Source organism: Achromobacter sp. 1011791174, from assembly GCF_059760925.1.
Genome location: NZ_JCBANH010000073.1, coordinates 12846 through 33256 on the forward strand (window position 1 = coordinate 12846; position 20411 = coordinate 33256).

A 20411-nucleotide genomic window follows, 5' to 3' on the forward strand; every position below is an offset into this window, starting at 1 on the left:
GGGCGGGATGCGTCATCGGCGGTGGCCGGTGCGTTGCGTATCGGGGAAATCCCTAGAGTGGATTCCGGGTCGGGCATGCAGGCTGGCGGGAGTGCGCCCGTGGGCCGCCGGGGCGGGCGGCGGGCGGACTGCGGTCTTTGGATCATCGCCTTGTCAATCCGGTCGTCGGGATGCGCAGGGTTTCCATCACGGTATGAAGCGGATAGTAGGAGCGCGACGGCAATTTTCCGACACATTATTCCCATAAATTGCGAAATAAAAACGGGCGGAAACGCATTTGTTTTTCAATGTTGGATAAACGTCACAGATTGTGCGGGGCCAGGCCCGTTCGCGAGTTCAAAGATATCGTCCGCCGCCAGCAGCAATTCCATGGGCGGATCGAAGCCGATGAGGCGCATGGTCTTGAAGTTGAGGGCGATCCTGGCGGGTTCCCGCCAGAGCTGGCTGATGTGGCGGGGCGATTCGCCGCGCAGGATGCGGGCGATGATAGTGGCGTGGAACCGGCCCACCGCGGCATAGTCCGCGCGCGCCATGCTCAGGAGCAGGCCGTTTTGCACTTCCTCCGCGCCCAGCATGGCGAAACTGGGAATGCGCCTCGTCCGCAGCAGCGCCGCGAGGCGGCGCGTGATGTCGGCGGTCAGTCCCGAACTGACCGTCACGTACATGGCTTCGACAGTCGCGGCCAGGCGCTTGTAGCAGGTCAGGACATTCAATTGCGCCTGCGGCGCGCCGATGCCGGAGGTTCTGGCCTGGCACGGGATCACGCGAAAGCCGCGCTCGCCGGCGACGCGCTGCAGCGCGTCCAGCGCGGCGTAGCCACGCCCCTCGGCGGTGTCCTCGTAGACCACGCCCAGCGTTCTGAAGGGAACGATGCTGTTGAACAGGCGTATCTGCTGTTCATAGCGTTCCGGTTCGACTCGGGCGTGCAGGTTGTCGCGCCCGCTGTCGGTCGCGCTGGCGACAATGCCGGCGCCGACCGGGTCGCTGGCCGAACCCACCACGGTGGGCACTGGCGGGCCGATGGCCGCCATGTCCTGTCCGGCCCAGGTGCCCATTGCGATCATCAGGTCCACGTCGCCCTTGCGCGTCAGTCGATCCTGGATCGCCTGCCGCATCGCGGGCCGCGCGCTGGCATCGAAGTCGCCGGGCTGCCACCATGCGTCGCGCACGAAGCTGAGCGTATCGCTGCGCGCGTGCTCCGCGATGTAGCTCCAGGTCTGCCTGCCGTCCAGGCCGGCGGGAATCTCGTCGATGCTCAGCCAGCCCAGCTGCCGCAGTCCCTGTACCAAGGCAGCCAGCGTGCGCGGGTACTCCTGGTAGTCGCCGCTCTGCACATAGCCGATGCGCCAGCGGCGTCCGCCTGGCCCGGGCCGGGGTTGCAGCGCGTCGGCGGATTGGATGCGGGGGGCTTGCGCCGGCGTGGACGGGGCGCCGGGCCTGTCCTGGGCGGCGACGGGGGCGCTGAAGAGCAGGGCGGCGAGGATCAGGGGGGCGAGCGGTTTCATCGTATGCGTGCGGCGACCAGGGTGATGTCGTCGGATTGTTCGGCCGCGCGGGCGTGCGCCTTGACGTCCGCGAGCACCGCTTCCAGGATCGGCTGGCAGGCCTGCGCCCGCGCGGCCTTCAGGCAAGCCTGCAGGCGCGTCTCGCCGTATTGCAGTGACTCGGGACTCATGGCTTCCGTGACGCCGTCGGTATAGGTGAGCAGCAGATTGCCGGGCTGCAGGCGGGCCGAAAAGCCGCGATAGGGAATACCCGCCTGTATGCCGCAGGCGGGGCCGCTGCGGCCGGCCAGGGGCCAGATGTCGCCGTCGGCGACGCAGAGCAGCGGCGGCGGGTGGCCCGCGTTGGCCCAGCGCAGCTGGCGCGTGGCCGGATCTATGGTGGCGACGATCAGCGTGACGAACATGAGACGGGGATTGTTCTGCGACAGCCTGTCGTTGACCCGGGCCGTGATCATGGCCGGGTCGCTTTCGTCTTCGGCGACCGTGCGGATCAGGGTTCGGGTGACCGCCATGAACAGCGCGGCCGGAACGCCCTTGCCGGACACGTCCCCGATTACCACGCACAGCTGGCCGTCCCGCATGGGGAAGTAGTCGTAGAGATCGCCGCCCACTTCCTTGGCGGGCACCATCAGGGCGTGCAGGTCCAGGCGCCGGCACGCGGCGTCGGGCAGCGGAGCGGGCAGCAGGCCCAGCTGTATGTCGCGAGCGACGTTCAGCTCGCTTTCGAAGCGTTCGCGGGCGGCGGTTTCCGACAGCAGCTGGCGGACGTTCCGGGACAGCCGGTCCGCCATGTGCAGGAACGAGGCCGCGAGGCGGCCGGTCTCGTCGCGGTTGCGACGCGGCAGCGCCTTGATCTCGGGCGGGACGGGCTGGGGACGGGCGAGATCCTGCCCGGCCAGCTGCAGCGCATAGCGCGCCAGCTGGTTCAATGGCCGGGCGAGCCGCGCGGCCAGCAGCCATGCCAGCGTCAGCGCCAGCACCAGCGTGGCGGCGAAGGCCACGGCCTGGCGCTGCATCAGGCGCTGGGCCGGCGATTTCAGGTCTTGTTCGGGAACGGCGCCGACCAGCGTCCATTTCAGGGGGGCGAAGTATGAGGTCTCGATCAGCCAGGTGCCGTGTTCATTGGCATAGGGTACGCGGCCCAGCAGGGGGGCGTCGTCCTGGCGGCGCAATAGCGCGGCCAGCGGGCTGCCGGTGTGCTGGTCCGGACTGGAGAGCATGCCGGCGAAGCGCGGGGGGGGCGGCGCGATTGCCCGGTCCTGGTCGTCCAGGATCATGACGAAGCCGGATTGCGCCAGCGTCAGCCGGGACAGCGTTTCCTTCAAGGCCTGCTCCATCTGTTCGCGGCGCCAGCGGGCGCGCTGCAGCGCGCCTTGCGTGCCGTCGTCGACCACCAGCATCCATTGCCAGCGGGGAAACTGCGTGAAGTAGGCATAGCGGGTTTCGCCGCCCCGGTAGCCGCCATCCGGCCAGCGGAACAGGGTGTAGTCCATGCTCGTCGCACGGTCGCGGGCCAGCATGGCGGCGGCGAACGCGTGTCCCTTGATGTCCTTCAGGCCGGACAGGTCGGCGTCGATCAGTTCATGCCGGTTGGAGGCCAGCACATGGAGTCCGGCGTCGTAGAGGTACACGTCGTGGGGCGTGTCCAGGCTCATGCGGTTGATCCAGGCTCGCGCCAGGCCTCGGGCGGCGCCTTCGCCGACGACGCCCCGGCGGGCCAGGTCGGCATAGGCTTCGGCCATGGCCTGCAGGGTCTGGCCCATGCGCCGCAGATCCTGCTTGCCGCCGGACACGATTTCCACCTTTTCCTGCAGCAGCGTGGCCCAGCGGCTGTCCAGGTCGCGCCGCAGCAGGTCCATGACGTTGCCGATGGCGTGCTGCTCGCCGGCGGCGACGGTCGAGGTGACGTCGCGCTGCGTGACCAGCATCATGGTGGTCGTCAGGCTGAGCAGGACGGCGACGACCAGCAGGAAGATCTTGCCGCGCAGGGAGGACAGGATCATGGCCGGTTTGAGCGTAGTTGCACCGCGAGGCGCGGATCGAGACCAGTGAACAATTGCGCGGCCACCGTGCCGGCTTCGCGCGCCACGCGCTCGGCCGACAGACCGTGGTCGCCCCACAGCGTGACCGACGAGCCGACGCCCGCGCCCGGGATGGCGGACAGGTCGACGGCGAGAGTGTCCATGCCGACGCGGCCCAGCACGCGGGACGGGCATGTCCCGACGCGTACCGGCGTGCCCGTGCGCGCGGTTCGGGGATAGCCGTCGGCATAGCCGGCGGCCACGATGCCGATGCGCATGGGCGCGGGCGCGATGAATTCGCCGCCGTAGCCGACGGTGGCGCCCGCTTCCAGGCAGCGCACCGCGGTGATGGCCGAATACAGGGCCATCACCGGCCGAGCGCGGCGGCGTCGGCCTGCGGCAAGGGGCTGGCGCCGTAGAGCGCCAGGCCGGGCCGGATCCAGTCTTCCGTCGGCGCGCCGCGCCCCGCTGTCAGCAACGCGGCCGAGTTGCTGCGGCTGACCGGGCCGGGCAGGCCGCAGATCGCCAGGTCGAAGGCGCGGTCGCACAGATAGCGTTTGTCGGCTTCCTCGGCGTTCGCGTAATGCAGCAGATGGCCGACCGCCGATGCGCGTCCCCGGGCGGCCAGCGCCTGGGCGCGGCGATAGGCGTCGGGATAGTCGCGGGCATCGAAGCCGGCATGACCCAGGTCGCCCGACCAGCGCAGCCAGATGGCCGGCGGCCGCGCGGCGCGAGCCGAGGCAAGCCAGTCCAGCTGGTTCATGGCGCCGACCACCAGGTCGAGCGACATGTCGGCGAGATGGCCGGCCTCGTGCCGGTCGAACAATCCGCCCAGAACCAGGATGCGGCCGCGCCAGCCCAGGTCGGTCACGCGCCGGGCTTCGGCGAGGTCGCGCACGGCCAGGCCGTCCGCCTTGGCCAGCGCCGCCAGCAGATGGGCCTGGCCATGGCCGTAGGCATCGGCCTTGGCCACGGCCCAGACCCGTGGCGACCGCCCGCCGCGCGCATGGCGCAGGCGGCTCAGGTTGTGCGCCAGCGCCGAAGGGTCGATGACGATACGCAGCGGGCGCGCGGTGTTTGGCCGGGTGGGCATGTCGGTGCACATGGGGCATACGTGACCGTGGCCCGGCAATGGTTCCGAGACCGGGGTCTCAACGTCCGGGCTGGAAGAACAGCGTGAGCTCGTTCTGGCCGTGACGGCGCCGGTAGCGCATCGCGCGCGTGTAGTGGCGCATCAGGCGCAAGCCTTGCCCGCCCGGCCGCGCCTGTTCCAGCGACCGGGCATGGGGGCGGGGCTGCGCGGCCAGCGGATCGAACGGCGGGCCGTTGTCCATGATGCGCAGGGCCGCGATGCCGCAGCCGCGGGCGAAGCGCAGGCGCACGAGTCCGGCATGTTCTTGCGCGGGCGAGGCCAGGCCGTGCTTGAGGATGTTGGTCAGCGCCTCTTCCAGGACGAGCGTCGCCGCCAGCGAGTCCGGGGCGGGCCAGCCGTCGCGCAGGCACAGGCCGGTCAACCAGGTGACGGCGTCGGCCAGCGCGTCGTCGGACGGAGCCAGCGCGAGCATGGAGGGGCATCGGGCGTCGATCAGCATAGGGAGAGGGGGCGACGAGGGATGGAACAGCCTGTGTGGCCGCCAGGCGGCAAAGAGTTCACCGCCGCGTGCCAACTCGCGAGGAACCGCGCGGGCCGCGCGCGTTACCCATGCCAGGAATGACCTTATCGGCATGACAGGAGGACGGCACGGCATGAACCTGTACGTGGAGCATATCGACGATGCGCTGGTGGTCTGCCCCAGGGGGCAGCTCAACAGCGCCAATGCGGCGGAATTCGAGGCCGACGTGCTCGCGCGCCTGGCGACGGGACCCGCGCGGCTGATACTGGACCTGGCGGGGCTGGACTACATTTCCAGCGCGGGACTGCGCGTGGTGCTGGTGGCCGCCCAGAAGGCTCGTGAACTGGGGATCGTCCTGATCCTGTGCGGCCTGAGCGGCGCCGTGCACGAGGTGTTCGAGGTCAGTGGCTTCCTGGATATCCTGCCGATACGCGAGGACAGGACCTGCGCGTTGAACGTCAAGGCGCCGCTGCGCGCCGCGTCGGGAGCCTGACATGCGGCCATTGAGCGATTCGTTGCGCAGGCTCGCCGCCCGCGACTATGGCGACGCGCCGCTGGGCTACGTCGGCAATCTGCGGCGATGGGGAGCCGGGCTGCAGGCGCGGCGCGACGAATCGCCGTCCGCGCGCGCGGCGACGGCGCCCGCGGGGTGGGGGCAACGGTTGCGCGGCGCATTTTGGCGCCTGCTGATGCGCTGCGCGCCGTCGTCGCTGCGAGCCCGGCAGCAGGTGCGCGAACTCAGCCGGGCCATGGCCGACCTGCTGGGCGCCATGACGATGAAGCGCGGCGCGGACGCGGGCCAGCATGGCCGTCGCGCGTTGCGCGAAGCCTGCGCCAGGCTGGACGCGGTCCTTCCCTGGAACGGGCGCGAAAGCGCGGAGATCGAGGCGCTGGTGGCGCCCATGCTGCGGCGTCACTTGCAACGCCTGACGGATTACGACCGCCGGAAGATCGCCACGGGCGCGCTGGTGGACCTGAGCGACGGCGCATGGCCCGATCTGCCCGAACGCGCTTTCGCGAAGCAGCTCATGGCCTGCGTGGAGAAGACGTATGCCGACCAGGTCTGCGTTCCGGCGCTGAGGACGGCCATGCGGGATTGGGCTGGCGGTCCGGCCCGCGTGTCATCGCCGGAAGAGGCCGAGAGCCGGTTCCTGCAGGTCTTCGGCGGCTTCCGGAAGACGCGCCTGCCGCTGCAACAGATGATGTTCCTGGCCTTGAAGGACATGCCGGCGCCGGTCCTGGAAACGCTGCGGACGCGCCTGGCCCTGGCGGCAGGCGACGATAGGGACCTCGTCCTCGCGCGGGCCTGCCTGCGCATGGCGGTGCAGCAGGAGGTCGCGTGCCGCATGGCCCTGACGCCGCAAACGCGGCAGGCATTGCTCGGGGCGCTTCGGCAGGACGCGACCGCAGCGTCGGGAAAACAGTGTGCGCGGGCCTGGAGCGAGGCCCTGCGCAAGCAGATCGCGTCCGAGGACTACACGGATTTTTCCGGCGAGCGGGATCCGGGCGCGCAACGCGCGTTCTCTATCCTGGCCGCGCATGAACTGTCGCGCCTGGAGCGGGCTGACAGGGATTGGATCATCCATCACCTGGATACGCCGGCGTTGCAACGCATGCTTGGCATGGGGGCGGCGGCGGACCTGGACGGGGCCGTCAGGGATCAGATCGATACGCCGACGACCCCGCCGGGCGTGGTCATCGAGGCGTCCAGCGTGGACAGCGCGATCGAGCGGGAACTGATGCGCCGGAAAGACCGCCTGGCGACGTTGCAGGCCATGGCGACTACGCTGGATGCCGGCGGGCGGGCGACGCCTGTTCTTTCCCTGGCCGACCGGCTCCAGGCCGTGGCCAGGATGCTCGAGCTGGCCGCCGCTCATGAGGAAGGCGCTGATCTGGCGTCGGGCGATGCCACCGAACAGCGCATGCTGCTGACCTTGCGGCGCCTGTTGGACGACGCGCTATGGGCATGCCAGCATGGGCCGCGAGGCGGTCGGCGCGAGCTGGGCGCCCAGGACGCGGGGGTGTGGCCCGTCGCGGTGCTGACCGCCGTCCTGGATCTGGCCGAGCCCGCCCGGCGCCATGGCTGGAACATGGACCGCGCCGCGCTGCGCGCGGTCTTGCCGCTGCGCATCCAGGAGGCGCGCGGTGCGGCGGTCGACCAGCTGCGCGCCCAATTCGAGCAGCTCGGGCGCGCGCCTCTGCCTGAATCCGGGCCGTTGCTGGACGCCTGGGCGCGCGTGGTCGTCCTGGCCACCGAATGGATGCGCCTGCGGCATCGGGACCAGCCGATGTTCGGCGCCGATGATCGCCTCCAGGCCTATGCCGGGCTGGTCGATGCGGCGGTGGGCGACATGGGGGCGCCGCGCGGGCTGCCGGGCCGGGCGGCGATCGAGCACATGGCGTCCCTGCTGGATAGCTGCGTGACGGCGTTGGGAGCCGCGGTGGATGCCGATGTGGGACCGGACGGCGCCGCGCTGATCGAGCGCTTGAAACTGTTGTCGGCGCTGCTGGCGACGGCATTGGAACGCTGCGGCAGCCTGGCGCGGCCAGGAGAGCGGCAGGGACTGGCTCCCGATCCCCGGCTGCAGGCGGAATTCGAGCGCGCCATCGTGCGCCTGGAGGGAGCCTTATGATGCAATCCGCCGGCGAGCCCAGCCTGCGTCCCTGGCACGATCTGTTCATGCTCTGCAGGCGCGGGTCGGAACGGGTCGGCGTCAGCGACCAGGGCTTGCCCTATATCGTCGCCGACCCGCGACCCCGTGTGAATGCACAGCCGAATCCGGGCAGGGCGACGCCGTATCAACACCTGTTGCAACAGATCAAGCGAGCCTCGCATGACGTGGCCGCGCTGATGGTGGAGCGCGATGTCGGCCCCGACGAGAAGACGGCGTCCAGCCTGAGCTTGCCCACGGTGAAAACCTGCTTGCAGCATATCGAGTTCTGGTCCGGCCAGTCGCTTGGACCGGATTGGCCGACGCTGCCGGGTCTCGATGAGCACGCACGCATCGCGCCTGAGCGCGGCGCCGAGTCTCCGGGGCCATTTGACTGGATCCAGGCCATGGTGCAGAAAAAGATAGCCGCTGCTTATGCGGAGCTGCCCGCGGATGCGGACCTGTCCGCGATGCAGGCGGCCGTCGCGCGGCTCGGCCGCGATACGGAAACGCTGCCGGAATCGCTGGGCGGCGAGTACGCCGACGTCGTGCGGCAGTTGTTCCGCCTGGAGATGGCCCGGCTGGCGTTCGCGCAGACGCTGGGCGCCAGCGGTTTTGCCTGCTTCGAGCGCATGCGCAATCCGCTGCGGGACGGCTACCGGCTGCTGATGGATGGCGATGACGGTGATCGCTGCAATCCCGCGCTGTACGAAGATGAAAGGGGCTACATGGCCGCGATGATGGACGCGTTCACGCGGATGCTGGAACAGGTGCGGGCGCGAAAGCCGCTGGATGGCGAACTGTTCGAGCAGTATCACGGCCATGCGGTGGCGGGGGTGCGGGACAGGAAAGGCGAGCCCTTGCATGCCGGCTATCGGGATGGCGTGGCGGTGTGCTACGGCGTGGATTTTGGCGAGGACTTCGACGAGGGCAAGCTGAGTGCCGCGCGCCGCGAGGAGTGGGAAGCGCGCCTGGACCGCTATCCCGGCAGCGAAGAATGGAGCCGGCTGCAGCAGGGAATGGACGGACTCTATGTCATGACGTCCCGGCAGTCGCGGACGCAGTGCCGGGATAAGGCGGACCAGATCATCCGCGCGCACTATGAACGGATGTCCGGCTTGTCCAGCCTGGCGGGCGAAGCGCGCGACCTGCTCGTGAGGCAGTCGATCGCCGAGTGCTGCCTGGCGCTGGAGCAGCATCATCTGTATTCGGATGGAAATCTGCGCACCATCGCCTTTCTGCTTATGAACCACTTGCTGCTCGAGGCGGGCATGCTGCCCGTGGTGCCGGACGATCCGAATCTGCTTGATGTCTGCACGGTCGCGGAAGCGGCCAGGTTGATCTCGATATGGCAGACGCGTTTCCAGGATCTGCTGGACGACGGCGCAGGGCAGGGCGTTCGCGCGCCATAGTCGCGGGCCGCGCGCCAGCGCGGCGGGGCCTGCGTGGCTGGGAACTTTCGGTGGCCAATCGCCACGTAGCGGAAGTCCTCGGGTTGGCAGGCGAACCCGGCATGTGGCAAGCGCATTCGCGGGAGAACCATGTCTGTTCAGGTACAGGGGGTATCAGGCCGAATCCAGGCCAGTCTGCTTGCCAAGGCGGACAGCTCCGCATCGGATTTCACCAAGGCGATCTGCCGGGGGTTGAGCCGGGTGATCGCGCGCGCCGGTGGCGAGCCGGCGCCGCTGTTCGGCCAGCGCTACGCGAAAGGCGACGGGCGAGGGGTCCAGGGCAGGGTGGCGGGCTATCGCGTCATCGGTGACAAGTTCAAGGGCGTTGAGCCCGGGTTTGTCGCCAAACGCGACTGGAGCGAGAGCGATTCCGCCAAGCTGCAGGATCCGGCGCACAAATTCCATGCCAGCGCCCAGCGGGCGCTGGTGCGATGGCTGGACGCGAGCGCCATGTCTCAGGCTTCCGTCCCCGGCGAGAGCGGCGGACGCTGGCAGGCCGCGATGAGGAATGCGTCCGGGGTGGATGGCGGGAGCGGCCGTTCACCCGGGCGGACGCAGGAGCGCCCCACTTTGCGCGCGGCCGCGCAGGGCGATGCGCCCAGGCGTCCCGGCGACGAGGCGCTGCAGGCCCTGCTGCACGCGGCGCTGGCGCGCATGGTCGGCCCGTCGGCGGGCGAGCACGCAGATACGGCGCGGGCGCTGCAGGCACACCCGGCGGGCGCCTTGGCCGGGTTGGCCGCCACTGGCGCGGCTCCCGGTTTCAAGCTGGCGTTGGCTTCGGCCATCATCCTGTCGGCCGAGGCAGCCGGCGCATCCGACGGGAACGCAGCGCTTGCCGCGCATGGCCGGGCACTGTCCGCCTATCTGCGCACCGAAGTCATGAATGTCCAGGCCAAGTTCGACAAGAAGCACTACATCAAGCTCGATTACTACGAGGCAGACAAGTTCATGGGCAAGTACCACATACCCACGGACAAGGCCAAGGGTATGCTACATCGCTGGTTGACCGGCGCCTCGGCCAAGGCGCGCAACGAGGGTGCGGTGCGCGAGGCGCTGGCCAACGATCTGATGCGCAGCCTGGGTATCCAGAGCCAGAAATTGAAACTGGTGGAGAGCGTCCATGCGGACGGCACGCCCAAGCTCATGCTGGACGGCACGCATGTGGACGGCTTCAGCGACTTCGACGGCAAGCCGGAAAAGGGCGAGCGCTATCTGAAAGATGGCGTGCTGGTGCGCAATCAGAAGCGCCCGGGAGATCCGGACGGCGTATTCACGGGGCCGCCCAGGCTGGACCTCGGGATGAGCGAGCTGGGCCGCAACAAGATCCTGCTGCTGTTGATGGCCGACCGCGACGCGCTCGGCTCGACGGGTGGCAACAAGGGATACGTGGGCAACAGTTTCATCGGCATCGATCCGGGGCATGCGCTGGAAGGCGGGCTGCTGGGCAGACGGGGTGATGTCCGCAGCGATTTTTCGTTCACGCAGCCTGGTCTGGTGCCGTCCCTGGGCTACAAGAACTTCTCCATGTTCGACCAGAGCACGCTGGCCGAGAAAATGGAAGGCGTGCGCATGATTGCGAGCCTGGCGCGCAGCAAGGCCGATACGGGCATTTTCGATTCCTATGCCAGGGAGTTCGGCTCGAATCGCGCAGCCGAAGCGGATTTCGCGCGCAATCTCAATAAGACCAAGCAGCTGTACGAAGGCCGGCGCGACGACATCCTGCGTATCTTCCAGGAGCGGCTGGCGGTGGATACGTTCCAGTTCGGCGTGTCTGGGGGCGGCGAGCACGTGGCCCGGCGCGACGCTTGCCTGAACCTGCTGGATTGCCTGGAGAAATTGACCTCGCCAACGGTCATGACCACGCGCGGCGGGATCGGCTTGGCGTATCCGCAGATCGCGGACCCCGACCAACGCAGGGAGTGGCGCGTTCGGCAGGATGCGCAATCGGGCGAGCTGGTCTTTTCATGCGCCGGCACGCCTCGGCAAATCGCCGCGGCGTTGCGTGGGCTGGAAGCTTTTCCCGGATACCAGGGCGTCGCCGGGCAGGGCCGTCTCGAGGCCGATGGCGGCGCGTTGACATTCCGCGTGCCGCGCGACGGGCTGCCGGCCATCGCCAAGGCGTTCAGCTACGAGGCTGTCGCCCTGCACAAGCACTGACGGGCGCCAGGCCCCGTCGCCGCGCCGCAAAGGAATATCTCCCCATGACTGCATCTCATCCCGCCAAATTGCGCGCCATCGCCAAGGCGTTGGGCGTGGACGCGTCGATCTTCGATGAAGAGGGCTCGGCCGCCCTGCAACTCGACAATGTCCCCTTCCTCCTGCAGTACTACAGCGACGGCAGGGATCAGGTCCTGGTGCTGGCCGCCGACCTCGGCGTCGTGGCGCCGGAGGATGGCGTGCGCGTCCATCCCTTGCTGTTGGCCGCGAACTCATCCTGGCGCGCGCTCGCGGGCGGCGTCCTGACGCTGGACGAGGCGCGCAGCATGGCGATGCTGGTCCTGCGGCTGGAAGTGGCCGCGCTTGACGACGAGGCCTTGTCGCAAAGGCTGTATGCCTTCTCCAGCGCGGCGCTGGACTGGGCGGCACGGCTGACGGATGAGTCCGATGGCGCGGAATCCGGGCAGATCGAACCCGTGGCGGTGTTCGTGCCGGCAGGGTTTGCCTGAATCGTCCTGTCGATGAACCGGGGCAGACATGAACCGCGATACCTTCCACATCCTGGTCAATGCCTATTGCGCGCGGACCGGACAGCCCTTCACGGACCCCGCAGCCGACCATTGCGTGCTGTCGCCGCCGCCAGGACGGCAGGCGGTGATACTGGCGTGGGACGCGGCGCAGGAAGAGGTGTTGCTGATTGCGCAGGTGGGCGACCGTCCCGTGGCGCTGGACGGGCAGGGCGCCATGGCGTTGCTGTCTGATGCCTACCTGGGGCAGAACCTGGGCGGTGCCGCCGCCGGCATCGATCCGGATAGCGGCGCCCTGGTGCTGTGGCGCCGGCTGCCGGCCTGTGGCCTGACGGCCGATGCGTTGCATCATGCCATCCTGCGGACGCTATCGGCCGCGCAGGCCTGCCTCGAAGCCTGAACCGGCTGCGAGGCAATGCATGCGCAAGGATGCACCTGGACGGCGCGGCCTCGCGCCATGGGAAATCAGGGCAATCCGCGAGGCCTCGCCCGTACCGCCTGTCAGCGGCCGCGCGCGCCGGGGAACAGGATCTTCTCTATCGTGTGGATCCGGTCGCGGCGGCGTCGCACGTTGCGGCCGGGCTTGCGGAACAGGCCCTTGAGCGGCTGGCTCTCCCGGCTGGCCTGCAGGTGTTCGATGTAGACCTGCGCCGATGCCGCATTGTCGATCTTGTCGAAGATCCAGCAATAGGCGACGGGCAGCCGCGCCTGGCGGTAGCGCGGTTCGGCGCGCGCGGCATCCTCGGCCAGGATGCGTTCGAGCACGAGCTGGTCCCATTCATCGGGATTGGCGCCGCAAGCCGCCGCCCATTCATCCAGCAGGGTGGCCGCCGCCGGCGTGTCGTTGATGTACAGCGTGCCGCTGAGCAGATGGCCGTCGGGCTCGTGGTACGCGGCGATGTCGCAATCCAGCGCGGCCAGGCTGGGCCAGGGATTGCGATGGAACACCGCGTCCACGTCCACATAGAGCATGGGGCCGCGGTGCTTGCGCCGCATGCCGACCAGCACGCCGGGCTTCATGGCGGCGTTGCGCACCCAGGATCCGGTGGTGTCGATAGCCTGGGCGTCGACGGGAAGCTGGAGCCTTTCAGCGGAGCGGACCAGCCGGTTCTTTTCCGTTTCGTAAATGCTGTCGCGGGTAAAGAAGGCCACCGTCATGCCCATGGCGGCCAGGTCGGCGGGAGATGGCGGGTCGAGTTCAGCCTGGCCGGGAAACTTCGCGACCGAGCGCTGATGTTCCGGCGACCATGGGGACAGTTTGCGTCTGAGCCATTGCAGCATGGGCTTGTCGTGACAATCCGAAATTCATGAGTGTGCCGGTGCGCTCGGGCGGGGGCGGGCACGCGGGACGTGCGTGCTGTGCGCCGGGCCCACCGTCGAGGCTTGGCTTGCGGTGGCCGAGTATATCGCGCGCCTTCCTGGCGCCTGCGGTGCGGCAATGCACTGGAACGTCATTGCGTGGGCACCTCGCACGCGCCTCGACGGCCCGGGATGGCGCATGCCAGGGCCGCGCGGCCGCCAGCCAAGGTGGCTGGCAGGTTCTCCCTGCATCCCGAGGTCGGACGGCCGGACTAGGCGCAGAGCGCGTGGCTGTCGCGGGCCGGCACCGCGACTTCGCCCTGGACCCCGACCGTCCGGCTGGCTTCGACCAGCGCATACAGATCGCGCGGGTCGGCCAGATCGGGTATCAGTCCGGCCGGCTGGCCCAGGCCCAGCTCCCGCGCCGAGTCGGCCAGGTAGCGCAGCGCCGAATAGTCTTCCAGCGCGAAGCCCACGGAATCGAACAGCGTCACCTCGCCGGCGTCGCGGCGGCCCGGCGCCTGTCCGGCCAGCACGCGCCACAGTTCCGTGACGGGGTAGTCGGCGGGCATCTGCTGGATGTCGCCTTCGATGCGGGTCTGCGGCTCGTATTCGACGAAGGTGCTGGCGCGCAGCAGCACGTCGCGGTGCAGCTCGGTCTTGCCGGGACAGTCGCCGCCGACCGCGTTCAGGTGCATGCCGTCTTCCACCATGTCGGCGGTGAGGATGGTGGCGTAGGCCTTGTCCGCCGTGACCGTGGTGACGATGTCGGCGCCGCGCGTCGCCTCGGCCGCGCTGGCGCAGGGCCGCAGGCGCAGGCCGGGAACCCGCGCCAGATTGGCGACCAGCTTGCGGGTGGCGGCGGGATCCAGGTCGTAGGCGCGGATGTCGTTGATGCCCAGCAGGTGATGGAAGGCCAGGGCCTGGAATTCACTTTGCGCGCCGTTGCCGATCAGCGCCATGCTGCGCGCGCCGGGACGGGCCAGCGCCTGCGCGGCCACGGCGGACATGGCGGCCGTGCGCAGCGCGGTGGTCAGGGTCAGTTCCGACACCAGCAGGGGAATGCCGGTGGCCACGTCGGCCAGCACGCCCAGGGCCATGACGGTGGGCAGGCCGATATGCGGATTCTGCGGGTGGCCATTGACGTATTTGAAACTGTAGAAATCGGCATCGGCCACGGGCATGAGTTCGATCACGCCCTGTTTGGAATGGCTGGCCAGGCGGGCGGATTTTTCGAATTCGGGCCAGCGCAGGAAGTCGGCGCGGATGCGTCCGGCCAGGTCTTCCAGGCAGCGGGGCAGGGTGCGCGTCGCGATGAGCGTGGCGACGTCTTTGGTGGTGAGCAGCGTGCTCATGAGGTGTCTCCTTCTGTACTGATGAAAATTCTGACCAAAGGCGGCGTCAGCCGGAAGCTGCCATTTCGGCAGGAAAACACGTATAAGATTTCACATTGGCGCCAATCGCCTGTCGAAATGACAATAATGGACACACTGGATCAACAATTGCTCAGCCTGTTGCGCGCCGACGCCCGCAGCACGGTGGCCACCCTGGCCAAGAAACTGGGCGTCTCGCGCGGCACGGTGAACAACCGCATCACGCGCCTGGAAGATGCCGGCATCATCGTGGGCTATACGGTGCGGCTGCGGCCGGAATCCGAGCCCAACCGCATCGGCGCCTGGATGAGCATCGCCGTGGACGGCAACGAAACCCGCCGCGTCGTCAGCCTGCTGCTGGGCGACCCCGCCGTGGTGGGCCTGCATGACACCAATGGCCGCTGGGACCTGCTGGCCGAGCTGAGCGTGGCCAATATCGAGGAAATGTCCCAGGCGCTGGACCGCGTCCGGCTCATCAAGGCGATCTCCGCCACCGAGACCAGCATCCACCTCAAGAGCTACAAGCTCGACTGAGCGCGGGCCGCCCGGCAGCGGGCGCCTGGCCCCGATCCCCGTCCTTTTCCCGATTCTTGTTCTACCTAGGGATTTCCCAGCCTTGTGGGACGGGTTTGCTCATTCCTAAAATTGGCGCCAATTTATGTTTCATAATTTCCGCGCCATCGCGGACGGCGGCCTTCGCCGCCGGCCAACCGAGAGAGCCATGCAGTCCAGCGCAGCTACCGCCGTTCCTTCCGACCATGCCCGCGCCCGGGCCATCTATGACCTGGGGCACAGCACCATCTTCGCGGCCCGCAGCGATCCGCGCTTCTCGTACTGCATGTACGTGCCGCCGCATATCGACAGCGCGCGCCATCCGGTGGAGCTGGTGGTGGTCATGCACGGCACCGGCCGCGCCTTCGTCGAGTACCGCGACGCCTTCGCCGAGTTCGCGCGCTGGAACGACTGCATCGTGCTGTGCCCGTTGTTTCCGGTGGGCGTGCTGGGCGATGGCAACCGCGACGGCTTCAAGCAGTTGCATGAAGGCGGGATCCGCTACGACCACGTGCTGCAGGACATGGTGGCCGAGGTCGGCGAGAAGTTCGGCCGGCGCTTCGAGCGCTTCGGCCTGTTCGGCTACTCGGGCGGGGGCCAGTTCGTGAACCGCTACGCCCTGCTGCATCCCGAGACGCTGTGGGCCGTTTCCATCGGCGCGCCGGGCTCGGTCACGCTGCTGGATCCCGAACAGGATTGGTGGGTCGGCGTGCGCGATGCGCAGGCGCGCTTCGGCAAGGCTGTCGACGCCGAGGCGCTGCGCAAGGTGGCCGTGCACATGATCGTGGGCAAGGCCGACCTGGAGACCTGGGAGATCACGCATCGCGAGGGCGGCAAGTTCCACATGCCGGGCGCGAACTCGGCCGGGCTGACCCGTCCGAAACGGCTGGAGTCGCTGCGCCGCTCGTTCGAGGCGGCCGGCGTGCACGCGGTGCTGGACCTGGTGGACAACGTGCCGCACGACGGCCTGAAGTGCGTGCCGCAGGTGCAGGATTTCCTGGCTGCCACGCTGCGCCGGCTGCGCAATGAATAAGGCCGGATCTGTCCGGTGCGTCCGGGTCGTCGCCGGCCGGCGGAACTGAGAGGAGCGAGCCATGCTGCGTTTTGCGCTGTCCCGGATCTTGATGGCCGTGCCCACGCTGCTGATCGTGGCGGTGGCGGTGTTCGTGATGATCCGCCTGATTCCCGGCGACCCCGCCCAGCTGCTGCTGGGCGACCTGGCCACGCCGGCCGCGCTGGCCGACCTGCGGGCGCGGCTGGGACTGGACCAGACCTGGGCCGCCCAGTTCGGCATCTGGTTCTCGAACATGCTGCACGGCGACCTGGGATCGTCGATCAATACCGGCCAGCCCGTGCTGTCGCTGGTATGGGACCGCTTCCTGGTCAGCGGCCGCGTGGTGGTGGTGGCCGTGATCCTGGCCGCGCTGGTGGCGGTGCCGGCCGGCATGATCGCCGCCTGGAAGCAGAACCAGGCCGCCGACCTGGCGCTGGTGTCGACGGCCACGCTGCTGGTGTCCATCCCCACGTTCTGGCTCGGCCTGCTGATGCTGATCCTGTTCGGCCTCAAGCTGCAATGGCTGCCGGTGGTCGGCTATGTGTCCGTCGGCGAGGACTGGAAGGCGGGGCTGCTGTATCTGATCATGCCCATCGCCACGCTGTTCCTGCACGAGATCGGCGTGCTCCTGCGCATGGCGCGGGCCAGCACGCTGGAAGTGCTGCGGCTGGACTACATCACGCACGCGCGCGCCAAGGGCCTGCCGGAATCGGCGGTGCTGATGCGCCACGCGTTCCGCAACGCCTTTGGCCCGACCTGGACGCTGATCGGGCTGGTGCTGGGCAATCTGCTGGGCGGCATCGCCGTGGTGGAAACCGTGTTCACCATTCCCGGCCTGGGCCGGCTGCTGGTGGACGCGATCTTTGCCCGCGACTATCCGGTGATCCAGGGCTGCCTGCTGTTCGTGGGCGTGGTCTATGTGGTGGTGAACCTGCTGATCGACCTGTGCTATCCCATTTTCGACCCGAGAGTGACCGCCGAATGAAAAAGAAGATTCCAGCCAACGCGCTGATCGGCGGCCTGATCGTCGGCGTGATGCTCGTGGCCGCCGTCATGGGGGAACTGTGGACGCCGCACGATCCGCTGAAGATCAATTTCGCCGCGCGGCTCAAGCCGCCCGGCGGCGGCTTCCTGCTCGGCACCGACGAGTTCGGGCGCGACGAGCTGTCGCGCCTCCTGGCGGGCGCCAGCAGCAGCGTCTGGATCAGCCTGCTGACGGTGAGCTTCGCCATCGTCGCCGGCACGCTGATAGGCACGCTGACCGGTTTCGTGCGCGGCTGGACCGACCGCATCATCATGGCCTTCAACAACGCCCTGCTGGCCTTTCCGGGCCTGCTGCTGGCGCTGGGACTGCTGGCGGTGGTGGGGGCCAACAAGTACGGCATCATCCTGGCGCTGGGCCTGGCGTACACGCCGTCGGTCACGCGCATCGTGCGCGGCACCGTGCTGTCCCTGCGCGAAAAGGAATTCATCGAATCCTCGCGCGTGCTGGGCAATTCCGAGCTGTACACGATGTGGCGCCACGTGCTGCCGAACTGCATCGCGCCGCTGACGGTGCTGGCCACGTCCATGTTCGGCTGGGTCATCCTGGCCGAGAGCGCGCTGTCCTTCCTGGGCCTGGGTGTGCCGCCGCCCGCGCCGACCTGGGGCAACATGCTGGCCGCCGCAAGGCCGTTCATGGCGCAGGCGTCCTACCTGTCCATCTTCCCGGGGCTGTCCATCGCGCTGGCGCTGCTGGGCATCAACCTGCTGGGCGACGCGGTGCGGGACCGTTTCGATCCGCGCATGAGGGGCGTGCAATGAGCGCACTGGTATCGGTGTCGGGGCTGACCCTGACCGTGGGCGCCGGCGGGCGCGAGATCGTCAGCGACGTGTCCTTCTCGGTCGCGCCGGGCGAGATGGTCGGCATCGTCGGCGAGTCCGGCAGTGGCAAGACCCAGGCGGCGCGCGCCATCATGGGGCTGACGCCCTCGCCCCTCAAGGTGGCGGGCGGTTCGATCCTGTTCGAGGGCGTGGACGTGCCGCGCGCCAGCGCCGCCGCACTGCGCGGGCTGCGCGGGGCGCGCATCGGCATGGTGTTCCAGGAGCCGATGACTTCGCTCAACCCGTCCATGTCCATCGGTCGCCAGCTGGAGGAAGGTCTGAAGCTGCATCGTGACCGCCTGGGCGCGGCCGAGCGGCGCGAACGGGTGCTGGACATGCTGGCGCGCGTGGGCATACGCGATCCCAAGGCGGCGGTCCAGGCCTGGCCGCATGAATTCTCCGGCGGTATGCGCCAGCGCATGATGCTGGCCTCGGTGATGCTGCTGGAGCCTGCGCTGCTGATCGCCGATGAGCCGACGACGGCGCTGGATGCGGTGGTGCAGCGCGATGTGCTGGAACTGATGGTGGCGCTGACCCGCGAGCATCGCACGGCCGTGCTGATGATCAGCCACGACCTGCCCATGGTGGCGCGCTACACCGAACGCATGGTGGTGATGCAGCACGGGCGCGTGCTGGAGGAGGGCGCCACGGCCGCCATCCTGGAGCGGCCCGCCCATCCCTACACGCGCAAGCTGCTGGATGCGATGCCGCGCCGGCAGCCGGCGCGGGCGGTCAACCGGGAGGCGCCCATCGTCGAGGTCAGGAATCTGGTGATCGACTACGCCGGCCGCCAGCGCCTGTTCTCGCGCACCGGCGCCAAGCGCGCGTTGCATGGCATCGACCTGCAGGTGCGGCCGCGCGAGGTGGTGGCGGTGGTGGGCGGGTCCGGCTCGGGCAAGACCACGCTGGGCCGCGCCATCGCCGGGCTGCTGGCGCCGTCGTCCGGCCAGATCCTGTTTCGCGGGGCGGCGGTGGACCGGCGCGCCGCGAGCTGGCGCGACTACCGGCTCAATTGCCAGATGGTGTTCCAGGATCCGTATTCCTCGCTGGATCCGCGCATGACCATCGGCGAACTGGTGGGCGAAGGGCTGCGCATGCTGGGCGGCCTGTCCGCCCAGGACAAGCGCCGGCGCGTGGACGAGGTGCTGGCCGAGGTCGGCCTGGGCTCGGAATACGCCGGTCGCTATCCGCACGAGCTGTCGGGCGGCCAGCGCCAGCGCGTGGCGATCGCGCGGGCGGTGGTGCGGCGGCCGGCCTTCGTGATCGCGGACGAACCGGTGTCGGCGCTGGACGTGACGGTGCGGGCGCAGGTGCTGGACCTGTTCGCCGACCTGCAGGCGCGGCACGGCTTTTCCTGCCTGTTCATCAGCCACGACCTGGGCGTGGTGGAGCAGGTGGCCGATCGCGTGGTGGTCATGCGCGACGGCGCCATCGTCGAGCAGGGCGCGCGCGACGAGGTATTCGACCGGCCGTGCGAGGACTACACCCGCAAGCTGCTGTCCGCGATCCCGGCGCTGGAGTCCACCCCGTCGGGCGGCGTGCGCCTGCGCTGGCGGCTGGACGAACCGGCGGCGGCCCGGGCCTGACGGGGGAAACGGGGATCGATGTCCGGCGGGGAGTGTGCATAAAATACGCGCTTTGGATTTGATTCTCGGGAGTGGTCCATGCCGAAAGCGGCGGCGACGCAGCCGGGCCTGGTCGACCGTATCGCCCACGACATCCAGTCGGGCGTGTACGGGGCCGGCGCCTGGCTGAAACAGATCGATCTGCAGGAGCGCTACGATTGCACGCGCCTGGAAGTGCGCCGGGCGCTGGACCAGCTCACGGCCAAGCGCCTGATCGCGCACATCCCGAACCGGGGCTACCACGTGTATGCCATGGATCCGGACGTGCACGGGCAGATCCGCGACATCCGCATCCTGCTCGAGACCGGCGCGGCGGCCGACCTGATGCCCAACGTCACCAGCGCCAAGGTGCGCGCGCTGCGCGCGCTGGCCGAGCGCTTCGCCAAGTTGCTGCAGGACGGCACGCTGCTGGAACAGTACGAGGTCAACCTGGCCTTCCACGCGGCGCTGTACGACCTGTGCAGCAACCGCGAACTGGTCGCGCTGATCCAGGAAACCCGCGCGCGCGGGCCGGCGGCGCCGGCCAAGGAATGGGTGACGCGCGCGCGCATCGAGATGTCCGCGCGCGAACATTTCGACATGGTCGACGCGCTCGAGGCGCGCGACGTCAAGCGCCTGCAGAAGATCATCGCGGCGCACGTGGGCCAGGACATTTCCTGAGCGCGGCCGCGAATCGCGGCTTCATTCCCTGATCCGGCGGGCTGTCCCGCCGGCCCGGGG

Annotated in this window: 19 protein-coding genes; 12 read left to right on the forward strand and 7 right to left on the reverse strand. The window is 68.8% G+C overall.

Annotated elements, in window-relative coordinates; genetic code table 11:
- Nucleotides 1–284: 284 nt before the first annotated feature.
- Genes AC6LJ5_RS21810 through AC6LJ5_RS21830 form a run of 5 tightly spaced genes read right to left on the reverse strand, consistent with a single transcriptional unit; the run spans nt 285 to nt 5091 of the window.
- Nucleotides 285–1505, reverse strand: a complete 1221-nt coding sequence (locus tag AC6LJ5_RS21810; protein WP_498141600.1) for an ABC transporter substrate-binding protein — start codon at nt 1503–1505, stop codon at nt 285–287.
- Nucleotides 1502–3508 carry a SpoIIE family protein phosphatase gene (locus AC6LJ5_RS21815; RefSeq protein WP_498141601.1) on the reverse strand — a complete coding sequence of 669 codons (2007 nt, stop codon included), beginning with the start codon at nt 3506–3508 and terminating at the stop codon, nt 1502–1504. Before AC6LJ5_RS21815 ends, AC6LJ5_RS21810 begins: the two co-directional genes overlap by 4 nt.
- Nucleotides 3505–3894, reverse strand: coding sequence for an alanine racemase C-terminal domain-containing protein (locus AC6LJ5_RS21820; protein ID WP_498141602.1), 390 nt, complete (start codon nt 3892–3894; stop codon nt 3505–3507). The genes AC6LJ5_RS21815 and AC6LJ5_RS21820 overlap by 4 nt, the downstream gene beginning before the upstream one ends.
- Entirely contained in the window at nt 3894–4619 is a 726-nt protein-coding gene (locus tag AC6LJ5_RS21825) for an alanine racemase (protein WP_498141603.1), read from the reverse strand. The genes AC6LJ5_RS21820 and AC6LJ5_RS21825 overlap by 1 nt, the downstream gene beginning before the upstream one ends.
- A 58-nt stretch (nt 4620–4677) precedes the next feature.
- A complete protein-coding gene (locus AC6LJ5_RS21830; RefSeq protein ID WP_498141604.1) occupies nt 4678–5091 on the reverse strand; it encodes an ATP-binding protein in 414 nt (137 codons plus the stop codon).
- A gap of 181 nt (nt 5092–5272) precedes the next feature.
- Between AC6LJ5_RS21830 and AC6LJ5_RS21835 the strand changes: the two genes are divergently transcribed.
- The 6 genes from AC6LJ5_RS21835 to AC6LJ5_RS21860 all read left to right on the forward strand — a co-directional run bounded on the left by AC6LJ5_RS21835 (nt 5273) and on the right by AC6LJ5_RS21860 (nt 12325).
- A complete protein-coding gene (locus AC6LJ5_RS21835; protein ID WP_498141605.1) occupies nt 5273–5632 on the forward strand; it encodes an STAS domain-containing protein in 360 nt (119 codons plus the stop codon).
- A 1-nt stretch (nt 5633) separates the two neighbouring features.
- Entirely contained in the window at nt 5634–7772 is a 2139-nt protein-coding gene (locus tag AC6LJ5_RS21840) for a hypothetical protein (protein WP_498141606.1), read from the forward strand.
- Nucleotides 7769–9202 carry a hypothetical protein gene (locus tag AC6LJ5_RS21845; protein ID WP_498141607.1) on the forward strand — a complete coding sequence of 478 codons (1434 nt, stop codon included), beginning with the start codon at nt 7769–7771 and terminating at the stop codon, nt 9200–9202. Before AC6LJ5_RS21840 ends, AC6LJ5_RS21845 begins: the two co-directional genes overlap by 4 nt.
- A gap of 240 nt (nt 9203–9442) precedes the next feature.
- Nucleotides 9443–11398 (forward strand): hypothetical protein, encoded by a 1956-nt coding sequence (locus AC6LJ5_RS21850; protein ID WP_498141608.1) that lies wholly within the window; start codon nt 9443–9445, stop codon nt 11396–11398.
- A gap of 44 nt (nt 11399–11442) precedes the next feature.
- Nucleotides 11443–11907, forward strand: coding sequence for a type III secretion system chaperone (locus AC6LJ5_RS21855; protein ID WP_498141609.1), 465 nt, complete (start codon nt 11443–11445; stop codon nt 11905–11907).
- 28 nt (nt 11908–11935) lie between these two features.
- A complete protein-coding gene (locus AC6LJ5_RS21860) occupies nt 11936–12325 on the forward strand; it encodes a type III secretion system chaperone (protein ID WP_498141610.1) in 390 nt (129 codons plus the stop codon).
- 101 nt (nt 12326–12426) lie between these two features.
- On the opposite strand, the gene AC6LJ5_RS21865 is transcribed toward AC6LJ5_RS21860, so the two are convergent.
- Together AC6LJ5_RS21865 and ocd are read right to left on the reverse strand one after the other, a co-directional pair.
- A complete protein-coding gene (locus tag AC6LJ5_RS21865; protein ID WP_498141611.1) occupies nt 12427–13206 on the reverse strand; it encodes a putative nucleotide-diphospho-sugar transferase in 780 nt (259 codons plus the stop codon).
- A gap of 290 nt (nt 13207–13496) precedes the next feature.
- Nucleotides 13497–14579, reverse strand: a complete 1083-nt coding sequence (gene ocd, locus AC6LJ5_RS21870; protein WP_498141612.1) for an ornithine cyclodeaminase — start codon at nt 14577–14579, stop codon at nt 13497–13499.
- Nucleotides 14580–14705: 126 nt separating this feature from the next.
- Here ocd and AC6LJ5_RS21875 point away from each other — a divergent pair, with 126 nt between their 5' ends.
- From AC6LJ5_RS21875 to AC6LJ5_RS21900, 6 genes are all read left to right on the forward strand, one after another.
- Nucleotides 14706–15131: an Lrp/AsnC family transcriptional regulator gene (locus AC6LJ5_RS21875; protein ID WP_103275715.1), complete on the forward strand. Its 426-nt coding sequence runs from the start codon at nt 14706–14708 to the stop codon at nt 15129–15131.
- Between the two features lie 187 nt (nt 15132–15318).
- Nucleotides 15319–16182, forward strand: a complete 864-nt coding sequence (locus tag AC6LJ5_RS21880) for an alpha/beta hydrolase family protein (protein WP_498141613.1) — start codon at nt 15319–15321, stop codon at nt 16180–16182.
- Nucleotides 16183–16243: 61 nt separating this feature from the next.
- Nucleotides 16244–17188, forward strand: coding sequence for an ABC transporter permease (locus AC6LJ5_RS21885; RefSeq protein WP_103275713.1), 945 nt, complete (start codon nt 16244–16246; stop codon nt 17186–17188).
- Nucleotides 17185–18006: an ABC transporter permease gene (locus tag AC6LJ5_RS21890; RefSeq protein WP_103275712.1), complete on the forward strand. Its 822-nt coding sequence runs from the start codon at nt 17185–17187 to the stop codon at nt 18004–18006. The genes AC6LJ5_RS21885 and AC6LJ5_RS21890 overlap by 4 nt, the downstream gene beginning before the upstream one ends.
- Entirely contained in the window at nt 18003–19652 is a 1650-nt protein-coding gene (locus AC6LJ5_RS21895) for an ABC transporter ATP-binding protein (RefSeq protein WP_103275711.1), read from the forward strand. Before AC6LJ5_RS21890 ends, AC6LJ5_RS21895 begins: the two co-directional genes overlap by 4 nt.
- Before the next feature lie 78 nt (nt 19653–19730).
- Nucleotides 19731–20351: a GntR family transcriptional regulator gene (locus AC6LJ5_RS21900; protein WP_103275710.1), complete on the forward strand. Its 621-nt coding sequence runs from the start codon at nt 19731–19733 to the stop codon at nt 20349–20351.
- The last annotated feature ends 60 nt before the right edge of the window (nt 20352–20411 follow it).

What these genes read in the sequence shown, in the direction of transcription:
- AC6LJ5_RS21810 (WP_498141600.1), bottom strand. Translation starts at nt 1,505, where the DNA reads ATGAAACCGCTCGCCCCCCTGATCCTCGCCGCCCTGCTCTTCAGCGCC.
- AC6LJ5_RS21815 (WP_498141601.1), bottom strand. Translation starts at nt 3,508, where the DNA reads ATGATCCTGTCCTCCCTGCGCGGCAAGATCTTCCTGCTGGTCGTCGCC.
- AC6LJ5_RS21820 (WP_498141602.1), bottom strand. Translation starts at nt 3,894, where the DNA reads ATGGCCCTGTATTCGGCCATCACCGCGGTGCGCTGCCTGGAAGCGGGC.
- AC6LJ5_RS21825 (WP_498141603.1), bottom strand. Translation starts at nt 4,619, where the DNA reads ATGCCCACCCGGCCAAACACCGCGCGCCCGCTGCGTATCGTCATCGAC.
- AC6LJ5_RS21830 (WP_498141604.1), bottom strand. Translation starts at nt 5,091, where the DNA reads ATGCTCGCGCTGGCTCCGTCCGACGACGCGCTGGCCGACGCCGTCACC.
- AC6LJ5_RS21835 (WP_498141605.1), top strand. Translation starts at nt 5,273, where the DNA reads ATGAACCTGTACGTGGAGCATATCGACGATGCGCTGGTGGTCTGCCCC.
- AC6LJ5_RS21840 (WP_498141606.1), top strand. Translation starts at nt 5,634, where the DNA reads ATGCGGCCATTGAGCGATTCGTTGCGCAGGCTCGCCGCCCGCGACTAT.
- AC6LJ5_RS21845 (WP_498141607.1), top strand. Translation starts at nt 7,769, where the DNA reads ATGATGCAATCCGCCGGCGAGCCCAGCCTGCGTCCCTGGCACGATCTG.
- AC6LJ5_RS21855 (WP_498141609.1), top strand. Translation starts at nt 11,443, where the DNA reads ATGACTGCATCTCATCCCGCCAAATTGCGCGCCATCGCCAAGGCGTTG.
- AC6LJ5_RS21860 (WP_498141610.1), top strand. Translation starts at nt 11,936, where the DNA reads ATGAACCGCGATACCTTCCACATCCTGGTCAATGCCTATTGCGCGCGG.
- AC6LJ5_RS21865 (WP_498141611.1), bottom strand. Translation starts at nt 13,206, where the DNA reads ATGCTGCAATGGCTCAGACGCAAACTGTCCCCATGGTCGCCGGAACAT.
- ocd (WP_498141612.1), bottom strand. Translation starts at nt 14,579, where the DNA reads ATGAGCACGCTGCTCACCACCAAAGACGTCGCCACGCTCATCGCGACG.
- AC6LJ5_RS21875 (WP_103275715.1), top strand. Translation starts at nt 14,706, where the DNA reads ATGGACACACTGGATCAACAATTGCTCAGCCTGTTGCGCGCCGACGCC.
- AC6LJ5_RS21880 (WP_498141613.1), top strand. Translation starts at nt 15,319, where the DNA reads ATGCAGTCCAGCGCAGCTACCGCCGTTCCTTCCGACCATGCCCGCGCC.
- AC6LJ5_RS21885 (WP_103275713.1), top strand. Translation starts at nt 16,244, where the DNA reads ATGCTGCGTTTTGCGCTGTCCCGGATCTTGATGGCCGTGCCCACGCTG.
- AC6LJ5_RS21890 (WP_103275712.1), top strand. Translation starts at nt 17,185, where the DNA reads ATGAAAAAGAAGATTCCAGCCAACGCGCTGATCGGCGGCCTGATCGTC.
- AC6LJ5_RS21895 (WP_103275711.1), top strand. Translation starts at nt 18,003, where the DNA reads ATGAGCGCACTGGTATCGGTGTCGGGGCTGACCCTGACCGTGGGCGCC.
- AC6LJ5_RS21900 (WP_103275710.1), top strand. Translation starts at nt 19,731, where the DNA reads ATGCCGAAAGCGGCGGCGACGCAGCCGGGCCTGGTCGACCGTATCGCC.